This is a genomic window from Streptomyces sp. NPDC050164 (genome assembly GCF_044459945.1).
Classification (GTDB): Bacteria; Actinomycetota; Actinomycetes; order Streptomycetales; family Streptomycetaceae; genus Streptomyces; species Streptomyces coeruleorubidus_A.
Genome location: NZ_JBITJK010000020.1, coordinates 42,563 through 61,862 on the forward strand (window position 1 = coordinate 42,563; position 19,300 = coordinate 61,862).

At 71.0% G+C, this 19,300-nt stretch carries 14 protein-coding genes and 1 pseudogene; 11 read left to right on the forward strand and 4 right to left on the reverse strand.

The features are described from left to right. Positions 1 to 35: 35 nt before the first annotated feature. Positions 36 to 1,235, forward strand: coding sequence for a zinc metallochaperone AztD (aztD, locus tag ACIBNA_RS24980; RefSeq protein WP_399167349.1), 1,200 nt, complete (start codon positions 36 to 38; stop codon positions 1,233 to 1,235). Positions 1,236 to 1,259: 24 nt separating this feature from the next. Here aztD and ACIBNA_RS24985 read toward each other — a convergent pair. Together ACIBNA_RS24985 and ACIBNA_RS24990 are read right to left on the reverse strand one after the other, a co-directional pair. Continuing rightward, a pseudogene (locus tag ACIBNA_RS24985) lies at positions 1,260 to 3,479 on the reverse strand (SpoIIE family protein phosphatase); the annotation flags it as partial. Between the two features lie 28 nt (positions 3,480 to 3,507). Then, entirely contained in the window at positions 3,508 to 5,118 is a 1,611-nt protein-coding gene (locus ACIBNA_RS24990; RefSeq protein ID WP_399167350.1) for a PucR family transcriptional regulator, read from the reverse strand. A 278-nt stretch (positions 5,119 to 5,396) separates the two neighbouring features. On the opposite strand from ACIBNA_RS24990, the gene solA reads away from it, so the two are divergent. The 10 genes from solA (at position 5,397) to ACIBNA_RS25040 (ending at position 15,734) form a co-directional block, all read left to right on the forward strand. Further along, entirely contained in the window at positions 5,397 to 6,533 is a 1,137-nt protein-coding gene (gene solA, locus ACIBNA_RS24995; RefSeq protein WP_399167351.1) for an N-methyl-L-tryptophan oxidase, read from the forward strand. Positions 6,534 to 6,644: 111 nt separating this feature from the next. Then, complete coding sequence (locus ACIBNA_RS25000; protein ID WP_399167352.1) at positions 6,645 to 7,319, forward strand: haloacid dehalogenase type II; 675 nt, start codon at positions 6,645 to 6,647, stop codon at positions 7,317 to 7,319. A gap of 376 nt (positions 7,320 to 7,695) precedes the next feature. After that, positions 7,696 to 8,805, forward strand: coding sequence for an ABC transporter substrate-binding protein (locus ACIBNA_RS25005; RefSeq protein ID WP_399167353.1), 1,110 nt, complete (start codon positions 7,696 to 7,698; stop codon positions 8,803 to 8,805). Further along, positions 8,798 to 9,937, forward strand: a complete 1,140-nt coding sequence (locus ACIBNA_RS25010) for an ABC transporter ATP-binding protein (RefSeq protein ID WP_399167354.1) — start codon at positions 8,798 to 8,800, stop codon at positions 9,935 to 9,937. Before ACIBNA_RS25005 ends, ACIBNA_RS25010 begins: the two co-directional genes overlap by 8 nt. 3 nt (positions 9,938 to 9,940) lie before the next feature. Then, positions 9,941 to 10,834, forward strand: coding sequence for an ABC transporter permease (locus tag ACIBNA_RS25015; RefSeq protein WP_399167355.1), 894 nt, complete (start codon positions 9,941 to 9,943; stop codon positions 10,832 to 10,834). Continuing rightward, complete coding sequence (locus ACIBNA_RS25020; protein ID WP_399167356.1) at positions 10,831 to 11,697, forward strand: ABC transporter permease; 867 nt, start codon at positions 10,831 to 10,833, stop codon at positions 11,695 to 11,697. The genes ACIBNA_RS25015 and ACIBNA_RS25020 overlap by 4 nt, the downstream gene beginning before the upstream one ends. Beyond that, complete coding sequence (locus ACIBNA_RS25025) at positions 11,694 to 11,870, forward strand: hypothetical protein (protein ID WP_399167357.1); 177 nt, start codon at positions 11,694 to 11,696, stop codon at positions 11,868 to 11,870. Before ACIBNA_RS25020 ends, ACIBNA_RS25025 begins: the two co-directional genes overlap by 4 nt. A 104-nt stretch (positions 11,871 to 11,974) precedes the next feature. Then, positions 11,975 to 13,255: an NAD(P)/FAD-dependent oxidoreductase gene (locus tag ACIBNA_RS25030; protein ID WP_399167358.1), complete on the forward strand. Its 1,281-nt coding sequence runs from the start codon at positions 11,975 to 11,977 to the stop codon at positions 13,253 to 13,255. A gap of 42 nt (positions 13,256 to 13,297) precedes the next feature. After that, positions 13,298 to 14,749, forward strand: coding sequence for an NAD-dependent succinate-semialdehyde dehydrogenase (locus tag ACIBNA_RS25035; protein ID WP_399167359.1), 1,452 nt, complete (start codon positions 13,298 to 13,300; stop codon positions 14,747 to 14,749). Between the two features lies 1 nt (position 14,750). Then, positions 14,751 to 15,734, forward strand: coding sequence for a D-2-hydroxyacid dehydrogenase (locus ACIBNA_RS25040; RefSeq protein WP_399167360.1), 984 nt, complete (start codon positions 14,751 to 14,753; stop codon positions 15,732 to 15,734). Between the two features lie 65 nt (positions 15,735 to 15,799). Here the strand turns inward: ACIBNA_RS25040 and ACIBNA_RS25045 are convergent, their stop codons facing one another. Then, positions 15,800 to 17,554 carry an ABC transporter permease subunit gene (locus ACIBNA_RS25045; protein WP_399167361.1) on the reverse strand — a complete coding sequence of 585 codons (1,755 nt, stop codon included), beginning with the start codon at positions 17,552 to 17,554 and terminating at the stop codon, positions 15,800 to 15,802. 3 nt (positions 17,555 to 17,557) lie between these two features. Beyond that, positions 17,558 to 19,081, reverse strand: a complete 1,524-nt coding sequence (locus tag ACIBNA_RS25050) for an ABC transporter substrate-binding protein (RefSeq protein ID WP_399167362.1) — start codon at positions 19,079 to 19,081, stop codon at positions 17,558 to 17,560. Positions 19,082 to 19,300 lie beyond the last annotated feature (219 nt).

The window sequence follows — 19,300 nt, forward strand, 5'->3', positions numbered from 1 at the left end:
ACGCCGCGCCCGCGCGGCCGGAAAGGAACACCCCGGTGAACAAGTCGATACGCAACAGAGCCTTCACGGGCACGGCCCTCGCCCTGGCGGCCTCCGCCGTCCTGACCGCCTGCGCAGGAGAGGACAGCTCTTCCACCGACACGAAGGCCAAGAACGCCTCGGGCACCAAGGCCGTTGCGGTCAAGGACCCGCTGGTCGCCACGTTCGACGGCGGGCTGTACGTCCTGGACGGCCAGAGCCTGAAGCTGGCCAACACGATCGAACTGCCGGGCTTCAACCGCCTCAACCCAGCCGGCGACGACGACCATGTCATCGTCTCCACCGATTCCGGTTTCCGCGTCCTGAACGCCGCCGAACAGGCCTTCACCGGCGTCGAGTACAAGGGCGCCAAGCCCGGACACGTCGTACGGCACGCCGGCAAGACGGTCCTGTTCACCGACGGCACCGGCGAGGTCGAGGTCTTCGACCCCGACGACCTCGCGGGCGGCAAGAAGCCGCAAGGCCGCAGCTACACCTCCGCCGAGCCGCACCACGGCGTCGCCATCGAGCTCGGCAACGGCGAACTCCTCAGCACCCTCGGCACCGAGGAGAAGCGCACCGGCGCCCTCGTCCTGGACAAGAACCACAAGGAGATCAAGCGCAACGAGAACTGCCCCGGCGTCCACGGCGAGGCCGCGGCCAAGGGCGAGGCCGTCGCCGTCGGCTGCGAGGACGGCGTCCTGATCTACAAGGACGGCAAGTTCACCAAGGTCGACGCCCCCGACGACTACGGCCGCATCGGCAACCAGAGTGGCAGCGACGCGTCGCCCATCCTCCTGGGCGACTACAAGACCGACCCGGAGGCCGAACTGGAGCGGCCGACCCGCATCTCCCTCATCGACACCGAGACCGGGAAACTGCGGTTGGTCGACCTGGGCACCAGCTACTCCTTCCGCTCGCTCGGCCGCGGGCCCCGGGGCGAGGCACTCCTCCTGGGCACGAACGGCACCCTCCACGTCATCGATCCGGAAACGGGCAAGGTGGACAAGAAGATCCCCGTCGTGGGCGAGTGGCAGGAGCCGCTGGACTGGCAGCAGCCCCGGCCCACCCTCTTCGTCCGCGACAACATCGCGTACGTCTCCGAGCCGGGCAAGCGCAAGCTGCACGCCATCGACATCGAAACGGGCAGGAAGGTCACGTCCGTGACCCTGCCGAAGAGCACCAACGAACTGTCCGGTGTCGTCGCCGGCCACTGAACCTCGTCCTGACGCCGGCCAGGCCTCGTCCCACTGGTCCAGCAGGGCGTCGGCCGTACCTGCGTCGGCGTCGGAAGCCGGGCCGTGGAGCGATTGCTCCGTCCAGATCACCTTGCCGCGGGCCGTGTAAGCGGGTGCCCCACCGCCGGGAGAACTGAGCGACGAGGAACAGCCCTCGTCCGCCCTCGTCGGTCGGCGCCGCCCGACGCAGGTGCGGCGAGGTGCTGCTGCCGTCGGCGACCTCGCAGTCAGGCTGTCGCGGTCGTGCAGCATCCGCAGCCGAATCGGCCCGGTGCCGTAGCGGATGGCGTTGGTGACCAACTCGCTGATCACCAACTCGGTGGTGAAGGCCATCCCGTCCAGCCCCCAGGCTCCGAGCCGACGGGTGACGTCCGCCCGGATCCCCGCGACGGCCGCGGGATCGCCCGGCACGTTCCATTCGGCGACCTGGGAGGGATCGAGCAGGTGGGTTGGGCGACGAGCAGGGCGATGTCATCGCCCGGGCGGGCCGGAAGCAGGGTGTCGAAGACGTCCCGGCAGGGTCTCCTCCGGGGTCCGGCCCGGGCGTGCCAGGGCATCGCGCAGCGCTTCCAGGCCGATGTCGATGCCCCGTTCCCGGCCCTCGATCAGGCCGTCTGTGTACAGGACCAGCCTGGATCCCTCGGGCAGGGTGACCTCGGCGGTTTCGAAGGGCTCCCCGCCGCCCAGCCCGAGCGGCGGGGCGCTCGGCACCGGCAGGTACTCCACGGTGCCGTCGGGGTGCACCAGGGCCGGCTCCGGATGCCCGGACCGGGCCAGAGAGCACTGCCCGGAGGACGGGTCGTAGACCGCGTAGAGGCAGGTGGCTCCCGTGACGCCCTTGTCGTCCCGCTCAGCGCTCTCCTCGCCGTCGATCCGGGCGACCAGCTCGTCCAGGTGGCCGAGGAGCTCGTCCGGGGACAGGTCCAGGGCGGAGAAGGTGTGCACCGCTGCGCGCGGCTGGCCCATGGTGGCAGCGGCGTGGAGGCCGTGCCCGACCACGTCGCCGACCACCAGTGCGACCCGGGCGCCGGGCAGGGGGATGACGTCGAACCAGTCGCCGCCGACTCCGTCCGGAGCGGGCAGGTAGCGGTGGGCGACGTCCACGGCCGAGTGGTCGGGCAGGGAGCCGGGCAGCAGACTGCGCTGGAGCGTCTCGGCCAGGGCGTGCTCGCGGGTGTAGCGGCGGGCGTTGTCGACGGCCACCGCGGCCCGGGCGGCCAGCTCCTCGGCGAAGGCCAGATCCTCCTCCTCGAAGGGCGGGTTCTCCGAGCGCCAGAAGCTCGCCATGCCCAGCACGACGCCGCGGGCCTGGAGCGGCACGGTGATCAGGGAGTGGAAACCGTGGTCCGGCACGCGCCGGGCGCGGTCGGGGTCCTGGACGGCGATCCACTCTCCGGCGGCGGGCAGGTCGGCCTCCAGGACGGCGCGGCCCCGCTCGGCGCCGACGGCCATGGGCGAGGTCGGAACAAAGCGGATCAGCTTCCCTACGGGGTGGAGGGTCCGGGCACCCTCGACGCCGTGCACCGCCGCGCGGCGCATCTCGGAGCCGGGCCCGGCCGGCTCCTCACCCCGCAGGACCGGGTCCAGCAGGTCGACGGTGGCGGCGTCGGCGAACCGGGGGACCGCCACCTCGGCCAGCTCCTGCGCGGTGCTCGTCACATCCAGCGTGGTGCCGATCCGCACCCCCGCCTCGTACAGCAGTCGCAGCCGCTCCCGGGCCACCTCCGCCCGGCCCGCCACGGCCCGCAGCTCTGTGGTGTCGCGCAGCGTGACCACGCTGCCCGCCGGGTCGCCGTCGGGGTCGACCGGCCGCATGTTGAGCGCCAACAGCCGGTCGCCGGCCAGGTGCACCTCGTCGGTGGCCACCCGGCCCGATCCCAGCAGCCGGGCGGTGCCGGCTTCCAGGCCCAGGTCGGTGACACGGCGTTCCTCGGCGGCCGCGGGCAGGTCCAGCAGCCGCCGCGCCTCGTCGTTGGCCAGCAGGAGCCGTCCGTCACCTCCGATGATCACCACGCCTTCCCGCACCGCGTGCAGCACCGCGTCGTGGTGCTCGTACATGCGGGTCATCTCGGACGGGTCCAGGCCGTGGGTCTGCCGCCGCAACCGCCGGGAGACCAGCGCCGTCCCAGCCGCCGAGACCACCAGCGCGCCGCCGGCGAAACCGAGCAGCTGCGGCAGTTGGCCCTGCACCACCTCGTCCACGCTGTCGACCGTGATGCCGGCCAGGGTGGAGTGGAGCGCTGCGGAGAAACTACGGAGTCGCTCCCCGCGCGTCCAGCACCAGCACCGCGACGTGCAGGGACGTGCACTGCAGGCCCGACTCCAGATCGCAGCCGAGGAGCCGTTCGATGGTGTGGAGGCGCTGGTAGTAGGCCTGCCGGGACATGCCGGCCTGTTTCGCCGCGACCGACTTGTTCCCGGCTGCCGTCAGATAGGCGCGCAGTGCCGGGAGCAGGTCGCCGCCGTTGCGGTCGTCGTGCTCGATGAGGCGCGTGAGCTGCCGTTCCGCGTACCGCTGGAGGCGGATGTCCTCCCGCAGCACGCCCAGGAGTTCCGGCAGCTGGATGTCGGCGGGGACGTAGAACCAGCGGTCGGGTGAGGCGGGCGTGATGGCCTCGGCCGTCTGCTCGGCCTCCTGCCACGACCGGGCGATCCCGGAGAGGTCGGTCACGCCGGGGCCGACGGCGACGACGGCCTCAGGGCCGAGCTCCTCGCGGCACAGACGGCCGATCCGCTCGGCGACCGGCTGCCAGGCGCTGGCCTGCGCCAGGGCGAGGAGCACGCCGATCCGGCCCGGGGCCGTCTCGCCGACCAGGGCGCGGATGCCGGTCTGCGCCATCGCCTTCGCGATCCGTTCGTCGAGGTGCTCGCCGGTGCCGGTGTGCGTGTGGCGGATGACCACGGCGAAGAGGCGGTGCCCGAGGGTCGGCAGCCCCAGTGCCTCGGCGCGGGCACGGGCGTCGGCGGGGGAGCGGAATCGCCGTTCGTACAGGTCCCGCAGCACCGAGCGGTGGGCCCGGCGCTCCCACCAGGCCGGCCCGGCCAGACGCGCCATGCTCAGGGCGACCGCCGCTCGCTCCAGGACCAGGACGTGTTCCGGGTCGGGCTCCGCGTTCAGCCTGCCCTCCAGCAGGACCAGCCGCCCCCACGGCCCGTGGTGGTCCTGTACGGGCGCGATCAGCCACCCCTCCGGGCCGCTCGGCGTGATCTTCTCCGGGGTCGGGGCAGCCCGGGAACGCCGGGACCAGGCCGACACCACCGGCTCGTACGGCCGGCCGAGCAGTTCGCACATCAGGACCCGGTGGGTGAGGTCCTCCAGCACCACGGGGGCCCCGGTGAGCTCCGCGGTGGTGTGCACCAGTTCCTCGGGGTCCGCGCCCCGCAGCGTCAGGGCGGTGAAGGTGTCCTGGATGTCCCTCCCGCGGCGCAGCAGCGCCCCCTGGGCGTCGAGGATGAGCGCGTGCACCGCCTGCGTGACGTCGATGAACCGGACGCCGCGGGCCAGCTCGACCAGCGGCACCTCACGGGTACGGCAAGCCGCCACCAGCTCGTCGGGCACCTTCCGGTACCGGTAGCCGAGCTCCACGATCAGGCCGGCCGCGCCGACGTCGGCGAGCTGGTCGACGTAGTCACGCAGCTCGGAGGGGTCCTCGGGATAGGGCATGCCGGTCGTCAGGACCAGCTCGCCGCCCTCCAGGAAATCGGCGGGGTTGAGCAGCTCGGTGACGTGCACCCAGCGCACGGCACGGTTCAGCTGTGACTCACCGGCCAGCACGCGCGGCATCCCCTCGGCCAGCACGGGGAGGCGCAGAACCTCCGTGATGGTCGGGAAGTGCCCGGTTGCGGGACGTCTGGGCGGCATGTGGAGTGCTTTCGTCCGAAGGATGGGGGTCACCTTCGCACCGGCACATCACCGTGACAAGAGGGGCAGGGCACTTTCCGTGGCCGGCCCGCTCGCCGTGACACATCGTCTCGATAAGGTCCCGAGGCGGAACAGAGTGTGGGTTGACCTGCGTGTTCGCCGGGGTCGAGAGTGAACGCCATCCCCAAGGGGCCCGAATCGGAAGGGTCCGCACGGTGTCCGCACCGTGCCGGGGCACCACTGACACCCAGGCCGCACCCGGCGAAAGGAACGACCTCATGCGCATCCCGAAGCGCGTCGCCGTGATCGGTGCCGGCAGCATGGGCAGCCAGGTGATGTGGCGGCTTGCCGCCCGTGGAGCCGAGGTCATCGGCTACGACCGGTACGCGCCGGGTCACGACCGTGGCGCCGCCGGGGGCGAGACCCGCATCTTCCGCGCCGTGCACCTCGGTGACCCCGGGTACATCCCGCTGCTGCGGCTCGCCGACCGGATGTGGGACCGGCTCCAGCGCGAAACCGGCTCCTCACTGCGACGCCGCAGCGGATGCCTGGTGATGGGCGAGACCGCCTCGCCGTCGATGCGTCTTCTCCTCTCCGCCAGCTCCACCCACCGGCTGGACCACGAGGTACTGGACCGGGAGGAACTCGCCCGCCGCTACCCCCAGCACCGCCTCCCGGACGGGCACACCGCCGTCCTCGACCGGATGGGCGCCATCCTCAGGCCCGAGGCGTCGATCCAGGCCGCCGCCACCCGCGCCGAGCAACTCGGCGCCCGGCTGCACCGCTACACCCCGGTGCGGGAGATCACCCCCGCGGCGGGCGGCGGGGTGCACATCGTCACCGACCGAGGCACGGACCACGTCGACACCGCCGTGGTGACCGTGGGCCCCTGGATCAACACCCTGCTCCCGGACCTGCCGCGGTCCGTCGACATCCGCCGGCTGATCAGCTCCTGGCATCTGCCCACCCGCCACGACTGGTTCGCGGGCGGCGCCCCCGCCTTCGTACGCAGCGCACCCCATGACTGCTACGGGCTCCCGTCGCCCGACGGCATCTCCGTCAAGCTGGGCCTGTCCCTCGCCCGTTATCTGCCGGTACCCGACCCCGAACGGCTCGACCGCACGGTCCGCCCGGAGGAACTCGCCACCTTCCACGAGCTCATCGGCGAGCTGATGCCCGATCTGAACCCCGACCCCATCAGGCTGTCGGTCTACATGGAGGGCTACACCGCGTCCGGAAACCCGCTCGTGGGTCATCTCCCCGGCGAGGACGACATCATCGTCATGGCCGGATTCTCCGGCAGCGGCTTCAAACTCTCGCCCGCCATGGGCGAGATCGCCGCCGACCTGGCACTCGACGGCAGCACGGACCATCCCGTCGGCTTCCTCGCCCCGGCCGGAGTGGGCGCCGCCTGATCCACGGCAGCCTCCCCCTCTCCGGCAAGTCCGTCCCAGACGTGCCCGAAAAGTTCTGATAAATGCGGAACTGAAGCCTATTCAGTTCCCTGGAGATAAGAGAGCACTGCCATGACTGAACCCTCGTTCCGGCCGAAGTACGTCTCGTTCGACTGTTACGGCACGTTGATCGAGTACCCGATCACCCCCATCACCCGGGAACTCGTCGGCGACCAGGTCCCCGCCGAGCAGTGGGACCAGTTCGTCCGGGAGTTCCGCGGCTACCGCTACGACCAGGTCCGCGGCCAGTACTACTCCTACGAGCAGGTGCTGCAGGACTCCTTCGAGCGGGTCTGCCGCAAGTGGGGCCTCAAGGCGGCCCCGGACGCGGGCAAGCGGTTCGCCGACGGCGTCCGCAGCTGGGGCCCCCACGCCGACGTGCCGGAGCCGCTGAAGAAGATGGGCGAGAACTACAAGCTGGTGATCCTCTCCAACGCGGACGACTCCTTCCTGGAGGAGAGCGTGCCCCGGCTCGGCGCGGACTTCCACGCGGTCTACACCGCGGAGCAGGCCGGCTACTACAAGCCCCGCTACGCCGCGTTCGAGTACATGCTCGACCAGCTCGACGCGTCCCCCGAGGACTTCGTGCACGTCTCCTCGCACACCCGCTACGACCTGATGCCGATGCACGACATGGGCTTCCGCAACCTGATCCTGCTGGACCGCGGCTACGACCCGGTGACCCACGGCTACGACTACCTGCCGGTGAAGTCCCTGGACGAGCTCAACCACATGCTCGGCATCTGACTCGCGACGCACATCGTCCCGCACGGACAGCCCCGGAGAACCCCCGCCGAGCTTGTCGGCGACGCCCGCGTAGAACTCGAAGTACCGGGCCGAGGGGGCGACGTCCTCGGCCGCGTCATCGACCCGGCCTACGGCGGGGAGCACACGGTCCACGCCCCGGCCGACGGGCGGATCTTCTACGGCATGCACGGCCTCACCGTCGTCCCCGGCGCGGAACTGGCCGCCCTGGCCGTCCCGTGGGCCCCGACACGGCCACGCGAATCGGCACCCTCCCGACCCCGGCGCGGCCTCGGATCCGACGAGGCGGACCCCCACCCTTAGACCCCCATCCCAGCCGTCCCTCTTTCCCCTTAGCACCACCCCCAGGAGGCATACCATGAGAGACGCCCGTATAGATCGCAGGCTCTTCCTGCGCGGCGTCGGCGGAGCCACGGCGGGTCTCGCCGCCGCGACCGCCCTGAGCGCCTGCGGCACCGGCACCAGCCGCAGCGCTTCCACCGGTACCGGTGGGAAGGGCGGCAAGACGGTGGTCGTCCGAGACAGCGGCGGTTCCTACGGCGCGGCCCTGCAGAAGGCGATCTACACGCCGTTCACGCAGGAGACCGGGATCGGCGTCAAGGTGCTCAACCTGGACGACGCCCCGCTGCTGGCCCAGATCAAGCAGGGGCGCCCGCAGTGCGACCTCATCAACAACTCGATGATGTCTCACCACAAGTACGTGAAGCAGGCCGCCCTGGAGGCGCTGGACCTGGACCGGATCAAGAGCGTGAAGAGCGCGAAGATCCCGGAGAACCAGATCACCGAGCACGCCATCGGCCACAGCTTCTACGGCCAGTGCATCGCGTATCGCACGGATGCCTTCGGCGGCCGCAAGCCGGAGTCGTGGGCGGACTTCTGGGACACCAAGGCGTTCCAGGGCGGCCGCGCGATGGTCAGCCCGGACGGCGACCTGCCCGAACTGGAGTTCGCGCTGCTGGCCGACGGTGTCCCGATGGACAAGCTGTACCCGCTCGATGTGGACCGGGCCTTCAAGGTGATGACGCGGCTGCGGTCCGACATCAAGAAGTTCTGGGACAGCGGCCCGCTGCCCGGTGTGCTGCTCAGCCGCCAGGAGGTGACGATGTCCACCGTCTGGGACGGCCGGATCGCCGATCTGCAGAAGCAGGGCGTCCCGGTCGCGCGACAGCTGGCCGGCATGCGCCGCCAGTTCTCGGGCTATGCCATCGCCAAGGGCGCTGCCAACGTGGACGGCGCCTACCAGCTCATGGACTTCTCGCTGCGTGCCGAGAGCCAGGCCGCCCTGGCCAAGGCCTTCCCCTCGAACCCGTCTTCCCCGGTGGCCTACGCCAAGCTCACCGAGGACGAGCGCAACGCACTCGCGGGTGCGCCGAAGTACTACGACAAGGGCTTCGACACCGACATCGACTGGTGGCTGAAGAACGAAACCGCCGTCACGCAGCGTTGGTTGGAGTGGGCTCGTGGCTGAATTCGGTATCGCCACACCGTCCGTGAAGGTGGCCGGCGCCAAGATGCCCACCGCGACGGGCAAAGCGCTGTCGGTGGTGGCCCTGCGCAAGACGTACGGGGACGTCGTCGCTGTCGACGAGGCGTCCATGGAGATCGCGGCCGGGGAGTTCGTCACCTTCCTCGGCGCCTCCGGGTCGGGCAAGACCACGACCCTGATGATGATCGCCGGTTTCTGCGAACCCGACTCCGGCACCATCACCGTCGGGGGCCACGACGTCACCAGGCTCGCCCCGCAGAAGCGCAACCTCGGCTTCGTGTTCCAGCAGTACCTGTTGTTCCCGCACATGACCGTGAGCGAGAACGTCGCCTTCCCGCTCACGCTGCGCGGAGTGCCGAAGGACGAGATCCGCAGGCGAGTGGGGGAGACCCTGGAGATCGCGGGCCTGTCCGGGTTCGGCGGCCGCAAGCCGCGCGAGCTGTCCGGCGGGCAGCAGCAGCGCGTCGCCCTGTGCCGCGCGCTCGTCTACCGCCCGCCGGTCATCCTCATGGACGAGCCGCTGGGCGCGCTGGACAAGAAGCTCCGTGACCAGCTCCAGGTCGAGATCAAGGCCATCCAGCAGGAACTCGGCCTGACCGTCATCTATGTGACGCATGATCAGGAAGAGGCGCTGGTCATGTCGGACCGTATCGCGGTGATGCGCAACGGCCTGATCGAGCAGTTCGACACCCCCCGGGAGCTCTTCGAACGCCCGAGGACCCCGTTCGTCGCGGACTTCCTCGGCGCGGCCAACTTCCTGCCCGGCCGCATCGAGCAGAACACCGACGAGCACACCCTGGTCCGCCTCGACCAGTCCGGCGGCCTGCTGAAGGCACGGCGCCACCAGCTGGCCTCCGGCACGCCGGTCAAGGCCGCCGTCCAGCCGGGCCGGCTGCGGGCCTGCGCCCCCGACGACGGGTTCTGTACCGGCACCGTCGAGACCGCCACCTACGTCGGCACCCTGGTCCGCGCCGGCGTGCGGATCGACGGCGGTGACGCGCCGCTGCTGCGCCTGGAAGTACCGGCCGGCCGCGGCCCCGTCACCGGCGAGCGCGTCGGGATCACCGCCGACCCGGACGATGTCAACCTCTTCCCCACCGAACAGGGAGGGTGAGCCATGGCCGCCCTCACCACCACCGCCCCCGCCCGTCCGCGCAAGCTCCTGACCTCGCGCAAGACCCGCGTCGGCATCCTCTACGCGCTGCCCGTCGTCGTCTACCTCCTGGTGCTGTTCGTCTACCCGATCTTCACCACGCTGTTCCTCAGCCTGAAGAACGCCGACGGATCGCTCACCCTGCACTGGTATGTCGAGGCGCTGACGGGCGTCAACCTGTCGGTGCTGTTCACCACGCTGAGGATCTCCGCGGAGACGGCGCTGTTGAGCCTCCTCTTCGGGTTCATTCTGGCGAACGCGATCTCGCGGCTGAAGCCCCTGTGGGCGGCACTGGCGATGCTGATCGTCGTCGTCCCGCACTTCATCAGCGCCCTGGTGCGCACCTACGGCTGGATCATCCTGCTCGGCGACAAGGGTCTGGTGAACGAGACCCTGGCCGGCCTGTCGGTGCCGGGGGCGCCGTTCCAGCTGCTCTACAACGAGCTGGGCGTGGTCATCGGCACCACCTCCATGATGCTCCCGTACACGGTGCTGCTGCTGTACGGCGTGATGCGCGGCGTGGACCGCCGCTTGCTGGCGGCGGCGTCCAGCATGGGCGCGGGACGTGTGACGATCTTCCGCCGGGTCTACCTGCCCCTGGTCGCCCCCGGTCTGGCCAGTGCCGGACTGCTCAGCTTCATCCTGTCGCTGGGCTACTACATCACCCCGGCCCTGATGGGCGGACCCAACCAGACGATGATCGCCACCCTCATCAACCAGCAGGTGACCAAGGAAAACCAGTGGAACGGGGCGGCCGCTCAGGGAGTCATCCTGCTGCTGCTCACCTTCGCCGGACTGCTGCTGGTCAAGGTCGTCAGCTCCCTGGGCGCCAGCCGTAAGAAGAGGAGTGGGTCATGATGGAGCTGCGCAAGACCCTCGCCGGGCGGATCGCCCTGACCGCCATCGCCACCGTGATCCTGCTGTTCCTGGCCCTGCCGATCGTCGTCATCCTCGTCACCTCCTTCAGCAACAACGCCTTCGCGGCGTTCCCGCCCGAGGCGTGGACGCTGGGCTGGTACAAGGCGCTGTTCGCCGACGGCAGCAAGTGGCCGGCCGCCCTGTCGCTGAGCGCGCTGGTGGCCTGTCTGAGCACCGTGTTCTCGCTGATCATCGGTGTGACCGCGGCGACCGCCCTGACCAGAAGCGAACTCCCGCTGCGCTCCGCGGTCTACGCCCTGGTCCTCGGGCCGCTGGTCATTCCGCAGATTGTCACCGCGCTGGGCCTGTTCCTGCTGTTCGAGCCCGCCGCGATGCTGGGCAGCCCGATCGCCATCGCTCTCGGCCACACCGTGCTGGCCTCGCCGATCGCGGTGCTCATCCTGATCGCGACCCTGCGTGGAATCGACGAACGGCTGGAGGACGCCGCCGCCAGCATGGGCGCGGGCCGTCTGACGATCGCCCGGCGGATCACCTTCCCCCTCGCCGCGCCGGGAATGATCGCGGCGGCGATCTTCTCCTTCATCACCAGCTTCGACGAGTTCTACATCTCCCAGTTCCTGTCCTCGGTCGACACCGTCACCCTGCCGGTGCAGGTCTACAACTCCCTGACCTTCGACATCGACCCCAGCGTGACCGCCATCAGCGCGATCCTCATCGCCTTCGCGGTCCTCGCCCTCGTCCTGGTGGCCCTGGTGCGCTGGCTCGGTTCCGGGCGGCAGAACTCCCTGCTGTCCGTCGAGAACACGGCAGGGATCGCCACCCCGGGAGGCGAGGCCGTATGACCGCCGCCACCGCTCAGCGGCACCCGCTGCTGCACATGACCGCCAACGGTTCGCTCGGCCCCGAGGGCGAGGACCTTCTCGTCGTCCGGCGTGGTGAGGGCCCGTACGTCGAGGACGCGGACGGCAGCCAGCGCAACGGTCAGAACGTCCTCTCCGTCGAACCCCTCACCTGAGCCTTGCGCCCGCACGGGCCCCCTACCGCTGACAGCGCCGTCGGCCGGGCCCCTGGTGGTGCCCGGCCGCGCCCCACTTCGAAACTCCCCGCAGAGGAACCGAAATGAAGACGATTCCCTACTGGATAGAAACCGCTGGGGCGTTCCCCGACCGGTCCGGCAAGCCCCTGACCGAGGACACCGACCTGGTGGTCGTCGGCGCCGGCCTGACGGGTCTGTCCACCGCCCTGCACTCCGCCCGCAAGGGCGCCCGGGTCACCCTCGTCGAGAAGGGCCAGATCGGTTCCGGGGCCTCAGCGCGCAACGGCGGCATGGCGAACCTGGGCTTCACGATCGGCGTGAGCCAGGCCATCCGCCGATACGGACTCGAGCGGGCCCGCGAGATCTACAATTCCTACGGCGAGGCCGTGGACACCGTCGAGAGGCTCGTGGACGAGGAGTCCATCGACTGTCAGTTCCGTCGCGTCGGACGCCTGGGCGTGGCCTCCCGCCCAGCGCACTTCGAGAGCAAGAAGGCCCAACAGCGCGACCTGGCCAAGTACTTCGGCCACCAGACCGTACTGATCGGCAAGTCCGAGCTGCGTTCCGAGATCGGATCCGACGCCTACCACGGCGGCCTGCTGGACCCGCTCAGCGCCGCACTGCACGTGGGCCGCTTCGTGCGCGGCATGGCCGAGGCGTGCGAGCGCACCGGTGTCGAGATCCACGAGCGCAACGCGGCCATCGGCGTGCGGCGTACCGCCGAAGGCCGTTTCGAGGTCAGCACCGAGCGCGGTGTGATCCGCGCCGGGCAGGTCATGATGGCCACCGACGCCTACACCGACAAGAACTTCCCGTGGCTGCGCCGCCAGCAGGTCTGTCTGGGCAGCTTCATCATCGTGACCGAGCCGCTCGGCGAGCAGCTCGCCCGGGACATCATCCCCAAGGCCCGCCTCATCGTCGACTCCAACCAGGTCTGCCACTATTTCCGGCTCACCCCGGACAACCGTCTGCTGTTCGGCGGCCGTGCCCGCTTCGCACCGTCCGACCCCACCTCGGACAAGAAGAGCGGACAGGTCCTGTTCCGTGAGATGTGCGAGATCTTCCCCCAACTCGCCCGGACGAAGGTCGAGTACGTGTGGGGCGGCTCCGTCGGCTTCGCGATGGACCGCATCGTGCACGCCGGGCAGACCGAGGACGGCGTGTACTACTCCATGGGATACGCGGGCCACGGCGTGCAGATGGCCACGCACATGGGGCAGGTCATGTCCGAGGTGATGGACGGCCACCCCGAGGTCAGCCCGGTTCGCGACCTGGCCCCGCCCCGCATCCCCCTCTACAACGGCACCGCCTGGTTCCTGCCCTTCGCGGGCGCCTACTACAAGACGCTGGACCGCATCCGCTGACCGTGCGGCAGCGCACCTCTACGCATACAAGGAGACCTCGAGATGACTGTCGTCCACGACGTTCCCAAGCAGCTTTTCATCGGCGGCGGTTGGCAGGACGCGGAGTCCGGCCGGACCCTTTCCGTCGACAACCCGGCCACCGGTGAGGAGCTGTGCCGGGTCGCCGACGCCTCCCCGGCCGACGGCCGGTGTGCCGTCGAGGCGGCGGTCGCCGCGCAGGCGGCCTGGGCCGCCACTTCGCCCCGTGTCCGCAGCGAGATCCTGCGCCGCGCCTACGACATCATCATCGCGCGCACCGAGGACCTGGCGCTGCTGATGACGCTGGAGATGGGCAAGCCCCTGACCGAGGCGCGTGCCGAAGTCGCCTACGCAGCAGAGTTCTTCCGCTGGTTCTCCGAGGAAGCCGTGCGCATCGACGGCGGGATGACCACCGCCCCGGACGGCAGGAACCGCCTCCTGGTCACCCGCCAGCCCGTGGGCCCCTGCCTGCTCATCACCCCGTGGAACTTCCCCCTGGCCATGGGCACCCGCAAGATCGGCCCGGCCATCGCCGCCGGCTGCACCATGGTCCTCAAGCCCGCCCCCCAGACCCCCCTGTCCTCCCTCGCCCTGGCCGGCATCCTCACCGAAGCCGGTTTGCCCGAGGGCGTGCTGAACATCGTCGTCACCTCGGACGCGGCCGGAGTCGTCGAACCCCTGCTGCGCGGCGGGCAGATCCGCAAGCTCTCCTTCACCGGCTCCACCCAGGTCGGCCGGATCCTGCTGGCCCAGTGCGCCGACACCGTCATCCGCACCTCCATGGAGCTGGGAGGCAACGCCCCCCTCATCGTCTTCGACGACGCCGACCTCGACGTTGCGGTCGAAGGCACCATGGTCGCCAAGATGCGCAACATGGGCGAGTCCTGCTGCGCCGCCAACCGCATCTACGTCCACACCTCCGTCGCCGAGGAGTTCGCCACCCGCCTCGCCGCCCGCATGGGGGCCCTGAAGGTCGGCCCCGGCACCGAACCCGGCATCGATGTCGGCCCCCTCATCGACATCGCCGGCCGCAGCAAGGCCCACGACGTCGTCCGCGACGCGGTCAAGCGCGGAGCCACGATCCTCACCGGCGGCGAACTCCCCGAAGGGCCCGGCTGCTTCTACCCGCCCACCGTGCTCACCGACGTCTCCGCCGACTCCGCCATCATCGACACCGAGGTCTTCGGGCCGGTCGCGGCCATCCTCACCTTCGACGACGAGGACGAGGCCGTCACCGCCGCCAACGACACCGAATTCGGTCTCGCCTCCTACCTGTTCACCCAGAACCTCGACCGCGCCCTGCGCGTCAGCGAGCGTCTGGAGAGCGGCATGATCGGCCTCAACACCGGGCTCGTCTCCAACCCCGCCGCCCCCTTCGGTGGCGTCAAGCAGTCCGGCCTGGGCCGCGAAGGCGGACGCGTCGGCATCGACGAGTTCCTGGAGTACAAGTACATCGCAGTCCCTGTCGGAGCCTGACATGCCCGACCGACTCGTCGTCCTCTACCGGGGCAACCGGCCACCCGCCACCGGTCTCATCGAACGCCTCGCGGACACCGTCTACGCCACCGAGGAGGAGCTGCCCTACCTCCTCCCCGGCGCCGACGCCCTGCTGGCCTGGGTCACCATCACCCCGGCCATCCGCGACGCCTGGCCCGACAACCCCGAGAAGGCACCGCGCTGGGTGCACGCGTCCTCCGCGGGCGTGGACTCCCTGCTCTTCCCCGCCCTGGTGGACGATCCGGGCGTCGTTCTCACCAACGCCCGCGGCGTCTACGACCGGCCGACCGCCGAGTACGTCCTCGGCCTGATCCTCGCCCTCGCCAAGGACTTCCCCGGCACCTGGGAGCACCAGCGGCGTCGCGAGTGGCGTCCGCGGCCCAGTGACGGCATCACCGGACGCACGGTGCTGGTCTGGGGCACGGGGCCCATCGGCCGGGCCATCGCCCGGCTGCTGCGTGCCACCGGGATGCGGGTCTGCGGCGCCGGCCGCAAGGCCCGCACGGGCGACCCCGACTTCGGCACGGTCCACGGCTCGGCGACCCTGACTTCCGCCCTGACGGAGGCGGACTACGTCGTCCTGGCCGCGCCCCTCACCGAGGGCACCCGGGGCATGGTCGACGCCTCCGTGCTGGCGGCCATGAAGCCGGGGGCCCGACTGATCAACGTCGGCCGGGGCGGACTCGTCGACGAGGAGGCGCTCACCGACCACCTCGCCGCCGGCCGGCTCGCCGGCGCCGCCCTGGACGTCTTCGGCCAGGAGCCGCTGCCGGCCGGGTCGCCGCTGTGGGACATGCCCGGCGTGATGATCTCCCCGCACACGGCGGGCGAGACCACCAGCGAGCGGGAGGCACTTGTCGAGGTGTTCCTCGACAACCTCACCCGGCACATCGAAGGCCGCCCTCTGCGCAACGTCGTGGACAAGCGGCGGGGCTACGTGGTCGACGAGACGCGCCCCGTCTGAAGGCCTCGTCTGAAGGGCGAGTAGCAGGCGCCCCGGCCCGTGGAGCCCACCGGCCGGGGCGCCTGCTACTCGCCCTTCTCGCGTCCCAGCGCGCTGCCCGTCACCGCCAGCACGGAGAGCACCACCAGCGCGGCGGCCGGGCCGAGCACCGTCCAGGGGGCGAGTTCGGCGTACGGCTGGTTCTCCGACAGGAGCCGGCCCCACTCGGGGGTGGGCGGCTGTTCGCCAAGGCCGAGGAAGCCGAGCGAGGCCAGGACCAGGACGGTGGTCGGCAGCCGCAGCAGGGCGTTGCGGAGAAGGGCCGGCATGACCGCGGGGAGCAGGTGGCGGCGCAGCAGGTGCAGCCGTCCCGCGCCGAGCGCGACGGACGCGGCGACGTGACCGCTCGCGTGTTCCTGTTCGAGCAGCGCGGCGGTCTGGGCGGCGTACGGACTCCAGCCGACCACGCAGACCGCGATCGCCGCTCCCCACACCGAAGGCCCGGTGACGCCCGCGATCAGCAGGCCGGTGAGGACCGCGGGCAGGGTCGACACGACCTCCGTCGGACCGGCGCTCGCCCGCGGTGCCATGCCCAGCAGGAGCCCGGTGACCGCGCTGACCGCCGTCACGGCGAAGGCGACACCGGCCGTGCGCAGCGCCCCGTGGCCCAGCCGGGCCAGTAGATCCCGGCCCAGCGCGTCCGTGCCCAGGGGATGTTCGAGGGACGGGGCCACCAGCCGCGCCGCCGTGTCGACCTGCAAGGGGTCGCGCAGGAGGCCCACCGTGACAAGGGCGAGCAGGGCCACCGAACATGCCGCGGTGATCCAGCGCAGGGATCGCGGCGGGAAGAGCGGAGGCCGGTGCAGGGCCGGCAGGGCGCCGTCGCGCAGGGGGCGGCCGAGGAGCGCGTGGCGCATGGCCCGGATCAGGATGCCGGCGCTCACGCCGAGCAGGACCAGCGCCAGGGTCGCGGTCTGGAGCACCGGGAGGTCCTGCGCGACGGCGGCCTCAAGGGCGAGCCGGCCGAGCCCGGGGATGTTGAAGATCTTCTCCACCGCGACCGCACCGCCGACCAGGGCCACGACGGTCGGCAGCAGTTGCGGCAGCATGCCGGGCAGGGTGCGGCGCAGCGCGTTGCGGGCGATGTTGCCGGGCGGGAGCCCGACGGCGTACGCCGTGCGCGCCCACGGTTCGTGGAAGGCGGCGGGCAGCGCCTGGTCGAGCAGTCCGCCGAGCATCGCGCCCGAGGGGATGCCGAGGGCGAGCGAGGGCAGCACCATCGACTGCGGCCCCTCCCAGCCGCTGGACGGGAACCATCCCCACCAGACCCCGCACACGGTGGCCAGCACCGAGGCGAGCAGGAACTTCGGCAGGGCGGCCAGCACGGCGGCCGTGGTGCCCGTCCGGTCCTGCCGCAGCCGGCGCCGGGAGCCGAGGAACACGGTGCGGGCACACACCAGCGTGGCCACCAGGGCGGTCACCACGAGCGCGCCCAGCATCAGCGTCAGGGAGACCGACAGGGCGGTCCCCACCTGCGGCATGACCGGTTCGCCGGAGACCCACGAGACGCCCGCGTCCCCGCGCGGCAGGCCGCCCAGCCAGTGCGCGAGATGCGCGAGCGGCCCCTCGTCCAGCCCCAACTGCTCCCGTACGGCTGCCAGTTCCGCGGCTGTCGGGTTCTGGTCGGCGGAGCGGGCTCGCAGCACCGTGCGGGCCGGGTCCGCGCCGGTCAGCCACGGCAGCAGGGCCACGGCACCGAGCAGCGCGGCTCCGGCGAGCACACGGCCGGCCGCCGCCGGCCAGAGGGACAGGCGGGCGGCGGGGGCGTGGGCGACGCTCATGCGTTACCCGGCGTGCGTGTCGACGTCGACGAGGGAGCGCTCGCGCGGGTCGAGGATGACGCCCTCGACACCGGTGGCGATGCCCTGCACCGCCTGCTCGTGGACCAGCGGAACGACGGCGTCGGTGCGCAGGATCTCCGCCTCCGCCCGCATGATCTTCTCCTGGCGGCGCTCCGTGTCGCGCTCCGCGGCGGCGGCCCGGATGGCCTTGTCCACCGCGCCGTCCTTCAGCCCGGGGATGTTGTAGACGCCCTCGCTGGTGAAGTCGCTGGCCAGGTAGTCGACCGCGTCACCGGTGTCGAGGAGCGTCACCCGGGAGAAGACGAGGGCGTCGTACTTCCCGGCGAGGAGGTCGCCCTCCATCTGCGTGTACTCGCGCACGTCCTGCTTCACGGTGAACCCGGCCTTTTCCAACTGCTGCTGGAGCACGGTCGCGGCCTCGGGAAGCTCGGCCCGGTTGGTGTAGGTGGCCAGCCGCAGCGTCCTGCCCTTGGTCGCGGCCTTCACCTGGGCGGCGGTGTCGGCCTCGGCGCGGCCGGTCACGGCCACCCGCTTGTCGGCGGCCCACGGCACGGCGGGCCCGAACAGGCCCTGCGCGGGGTCGGCGTACCCGCCGAAGACGGAGTCGACCAAGGCGGAACCGTCGACGGCCTTCCGGGCGGCCGCGCGCAGACCGGCGTCGGTGAACAGGCCGCTGCCGGTGTTGAGGATCAGGCTGTCGGTGCGTACGGAGGGCACCTCGTGCCGCGTGTCCTTGTCGAGTAGCTTCGCCTGGGCGGTGGGGATCCACTCGGCGATGTCGGCCTCGCCGCCGCGCAGCGCGTTGGCGCGGGCGGTGCCGTCCGCGATCCAGCTCACGTCGATGCCGGGCGCCTTCGCCTTGCCGCCCCAGTAGCCGTCGAAGCGGTCGAGCTTCGCCTTGGTCTTGCCGCTGAGCCGGGTGATCTCGAACGGGCCGGTGCCGGTGCCGACCGGGCTGACGGCGCCGTCCTTGCCGTACGCCTTCGCCGACAGGATCGCCAGTGCGGGACTGGCCAGCCGCAGCGGCAGCACCGGGTCGGGCGACTTGGTGGTGAGGGTGACGGTGTCGGCGTCGTCGGCCTTGGCGGTGAGGGCCACGTCGCTCAGCACGCGGGGCTTGGGCTTGGCCTGCCCGGCGTGGCCGAGGGCGTCGACGACGGACTGGGCGGTGAGCCGGGTGCCGTCCTGGAACTCGGCCTTGCGCAGCTCGAAGGTCCAGGTGGTGTCGTCGTCCTGCTTCCAGGACTTCGCCAGCGCGGGCTTGGCCGTGCCGTTCCGGTCGAGGGCGGTGAGGCCTTCGGCGACGGACAGCTTGCTCAACACGGTGGCGTCGTTGCTGTACGGGGACAGCGCCTGCGCCGGCGGCACGGCCAGCGCGACCCGCAGCCGACCGCCCGATCCCGCTCCGTTCCCCGTGCCGTCGCCGCTGTCGCTCGGCGCGAAGCAGCCGGCCAGCAGAGGGGTGAGAGTGAGCGCCGCTATGAGACCGCGGGAGGTGGTGCGCATGTCAGTCCTGTCGTGCGGAGGTCGGGCATGCCGCAGCGGCCCGGTGAGGGCTTGATCGGCGACGTCAGCATATAAGGAGAGCCTTACCAAAGCTTGAACCGGGTCGATTAAATCTCAACAATCGGACAGCAGAGGCGAACCGCAGGGCGAGGTGACGAACCCGGCAGCATCGACCGATTGTTCGAACTGTGTCATCGTGGGCGCCGGGCGGAGGTGAGT

Excerpts from the sequence above, each read along its gene's own strand:
- ACIBNA_RS25040 (WP_399167360.1), top strand. The coding sequence starts at position 14,751 with ATGCCCGACCGACTCGTCGTCCTCTACCGGGGCAACCGGCCACCCGCC.
- ACIBNA_RS25000 (WP_399167352.1), top strand. The coding sequence starts at position 6,645 with ATGACTGAACCCTCGTTCCGGCCGAAGTACGTCTCGTTCGACTGTTAC.
- ACIBNA_RS25050 (WP_399167362.1), bottom strand. The coding sequence starts at position 19,081 with ATGCGCACCACCTCCCGCGGTCTCATAGCGGCGCTCACTCTCACCCCT.
- ACIBNA_RS25020 (WP_399167356.1), top strand. The coding sequence starts at position 10,831 with ATGATGGAGCTGCGCAAGACCCTCGCCGGGCGGATCGCCCTGACCGCC.
- ACIBNA_RS25035 (WP_399167359.1), top strand. The coding sequence starts at position 13,298 with ATGACTGTCGTCCACGACGTTCCCAAGCAGCTTTTCATCGGCGGCGGT.
- solA (WP_399167351.1), top strand. The coding sequence starts at position 5,397 with ATGCGCATCCCGAAGCGCGTCGCCGTGATCGGTGCCGGCAGCATGGGC.
- ACIBNA_RS25025 (WP_399167357.1), top strand. The coding sequence starts at position 11,694 with ATGACCGCCGCCACCGCTCAGCGGCACCCGCTGCTGCACATGACCGCC.
- ACIBNA_RS25045 (WP_399167361.1), bottom strand. The coding sequence starts at position 17,554 with ATGAGCGTCGCCCACGCCCCCGCCGCCCGCCTGTCCCTCTGGCCGGCG.
- ACIBNA_RS25005 (WP_399167353.1), top strand. The coding sequence starts at position 7,696 with ATGAGAGACGCCCGTATAGATCGCAGGCTCTTCCTGCGCGGCGTCGGC.
- ACIBNA_RS25015 (WP_399167355.1), top strand. The coding sequence starts at position 9,941 with ATGGCCGCCCTCACCACCACCGCCCCCGCCCGTCCGCGCAAGCTCCTG.
- ACIBNA_RS25030 (WP_399167358.1), top strand. The coding sequence starts at position 11,975 with ATGAAGACGATTCCCTACTGGATAGAAACCGCTGGGGCGTTCCCCGAC.
- ACIBNA_RS24990 (WP_399167350.1), bottom strand. The coding sequence starts at position 5,118 with ATGCCGCCCAGACGTCCCGCAACCGGGCACTTCCCGACCATCACGGAG.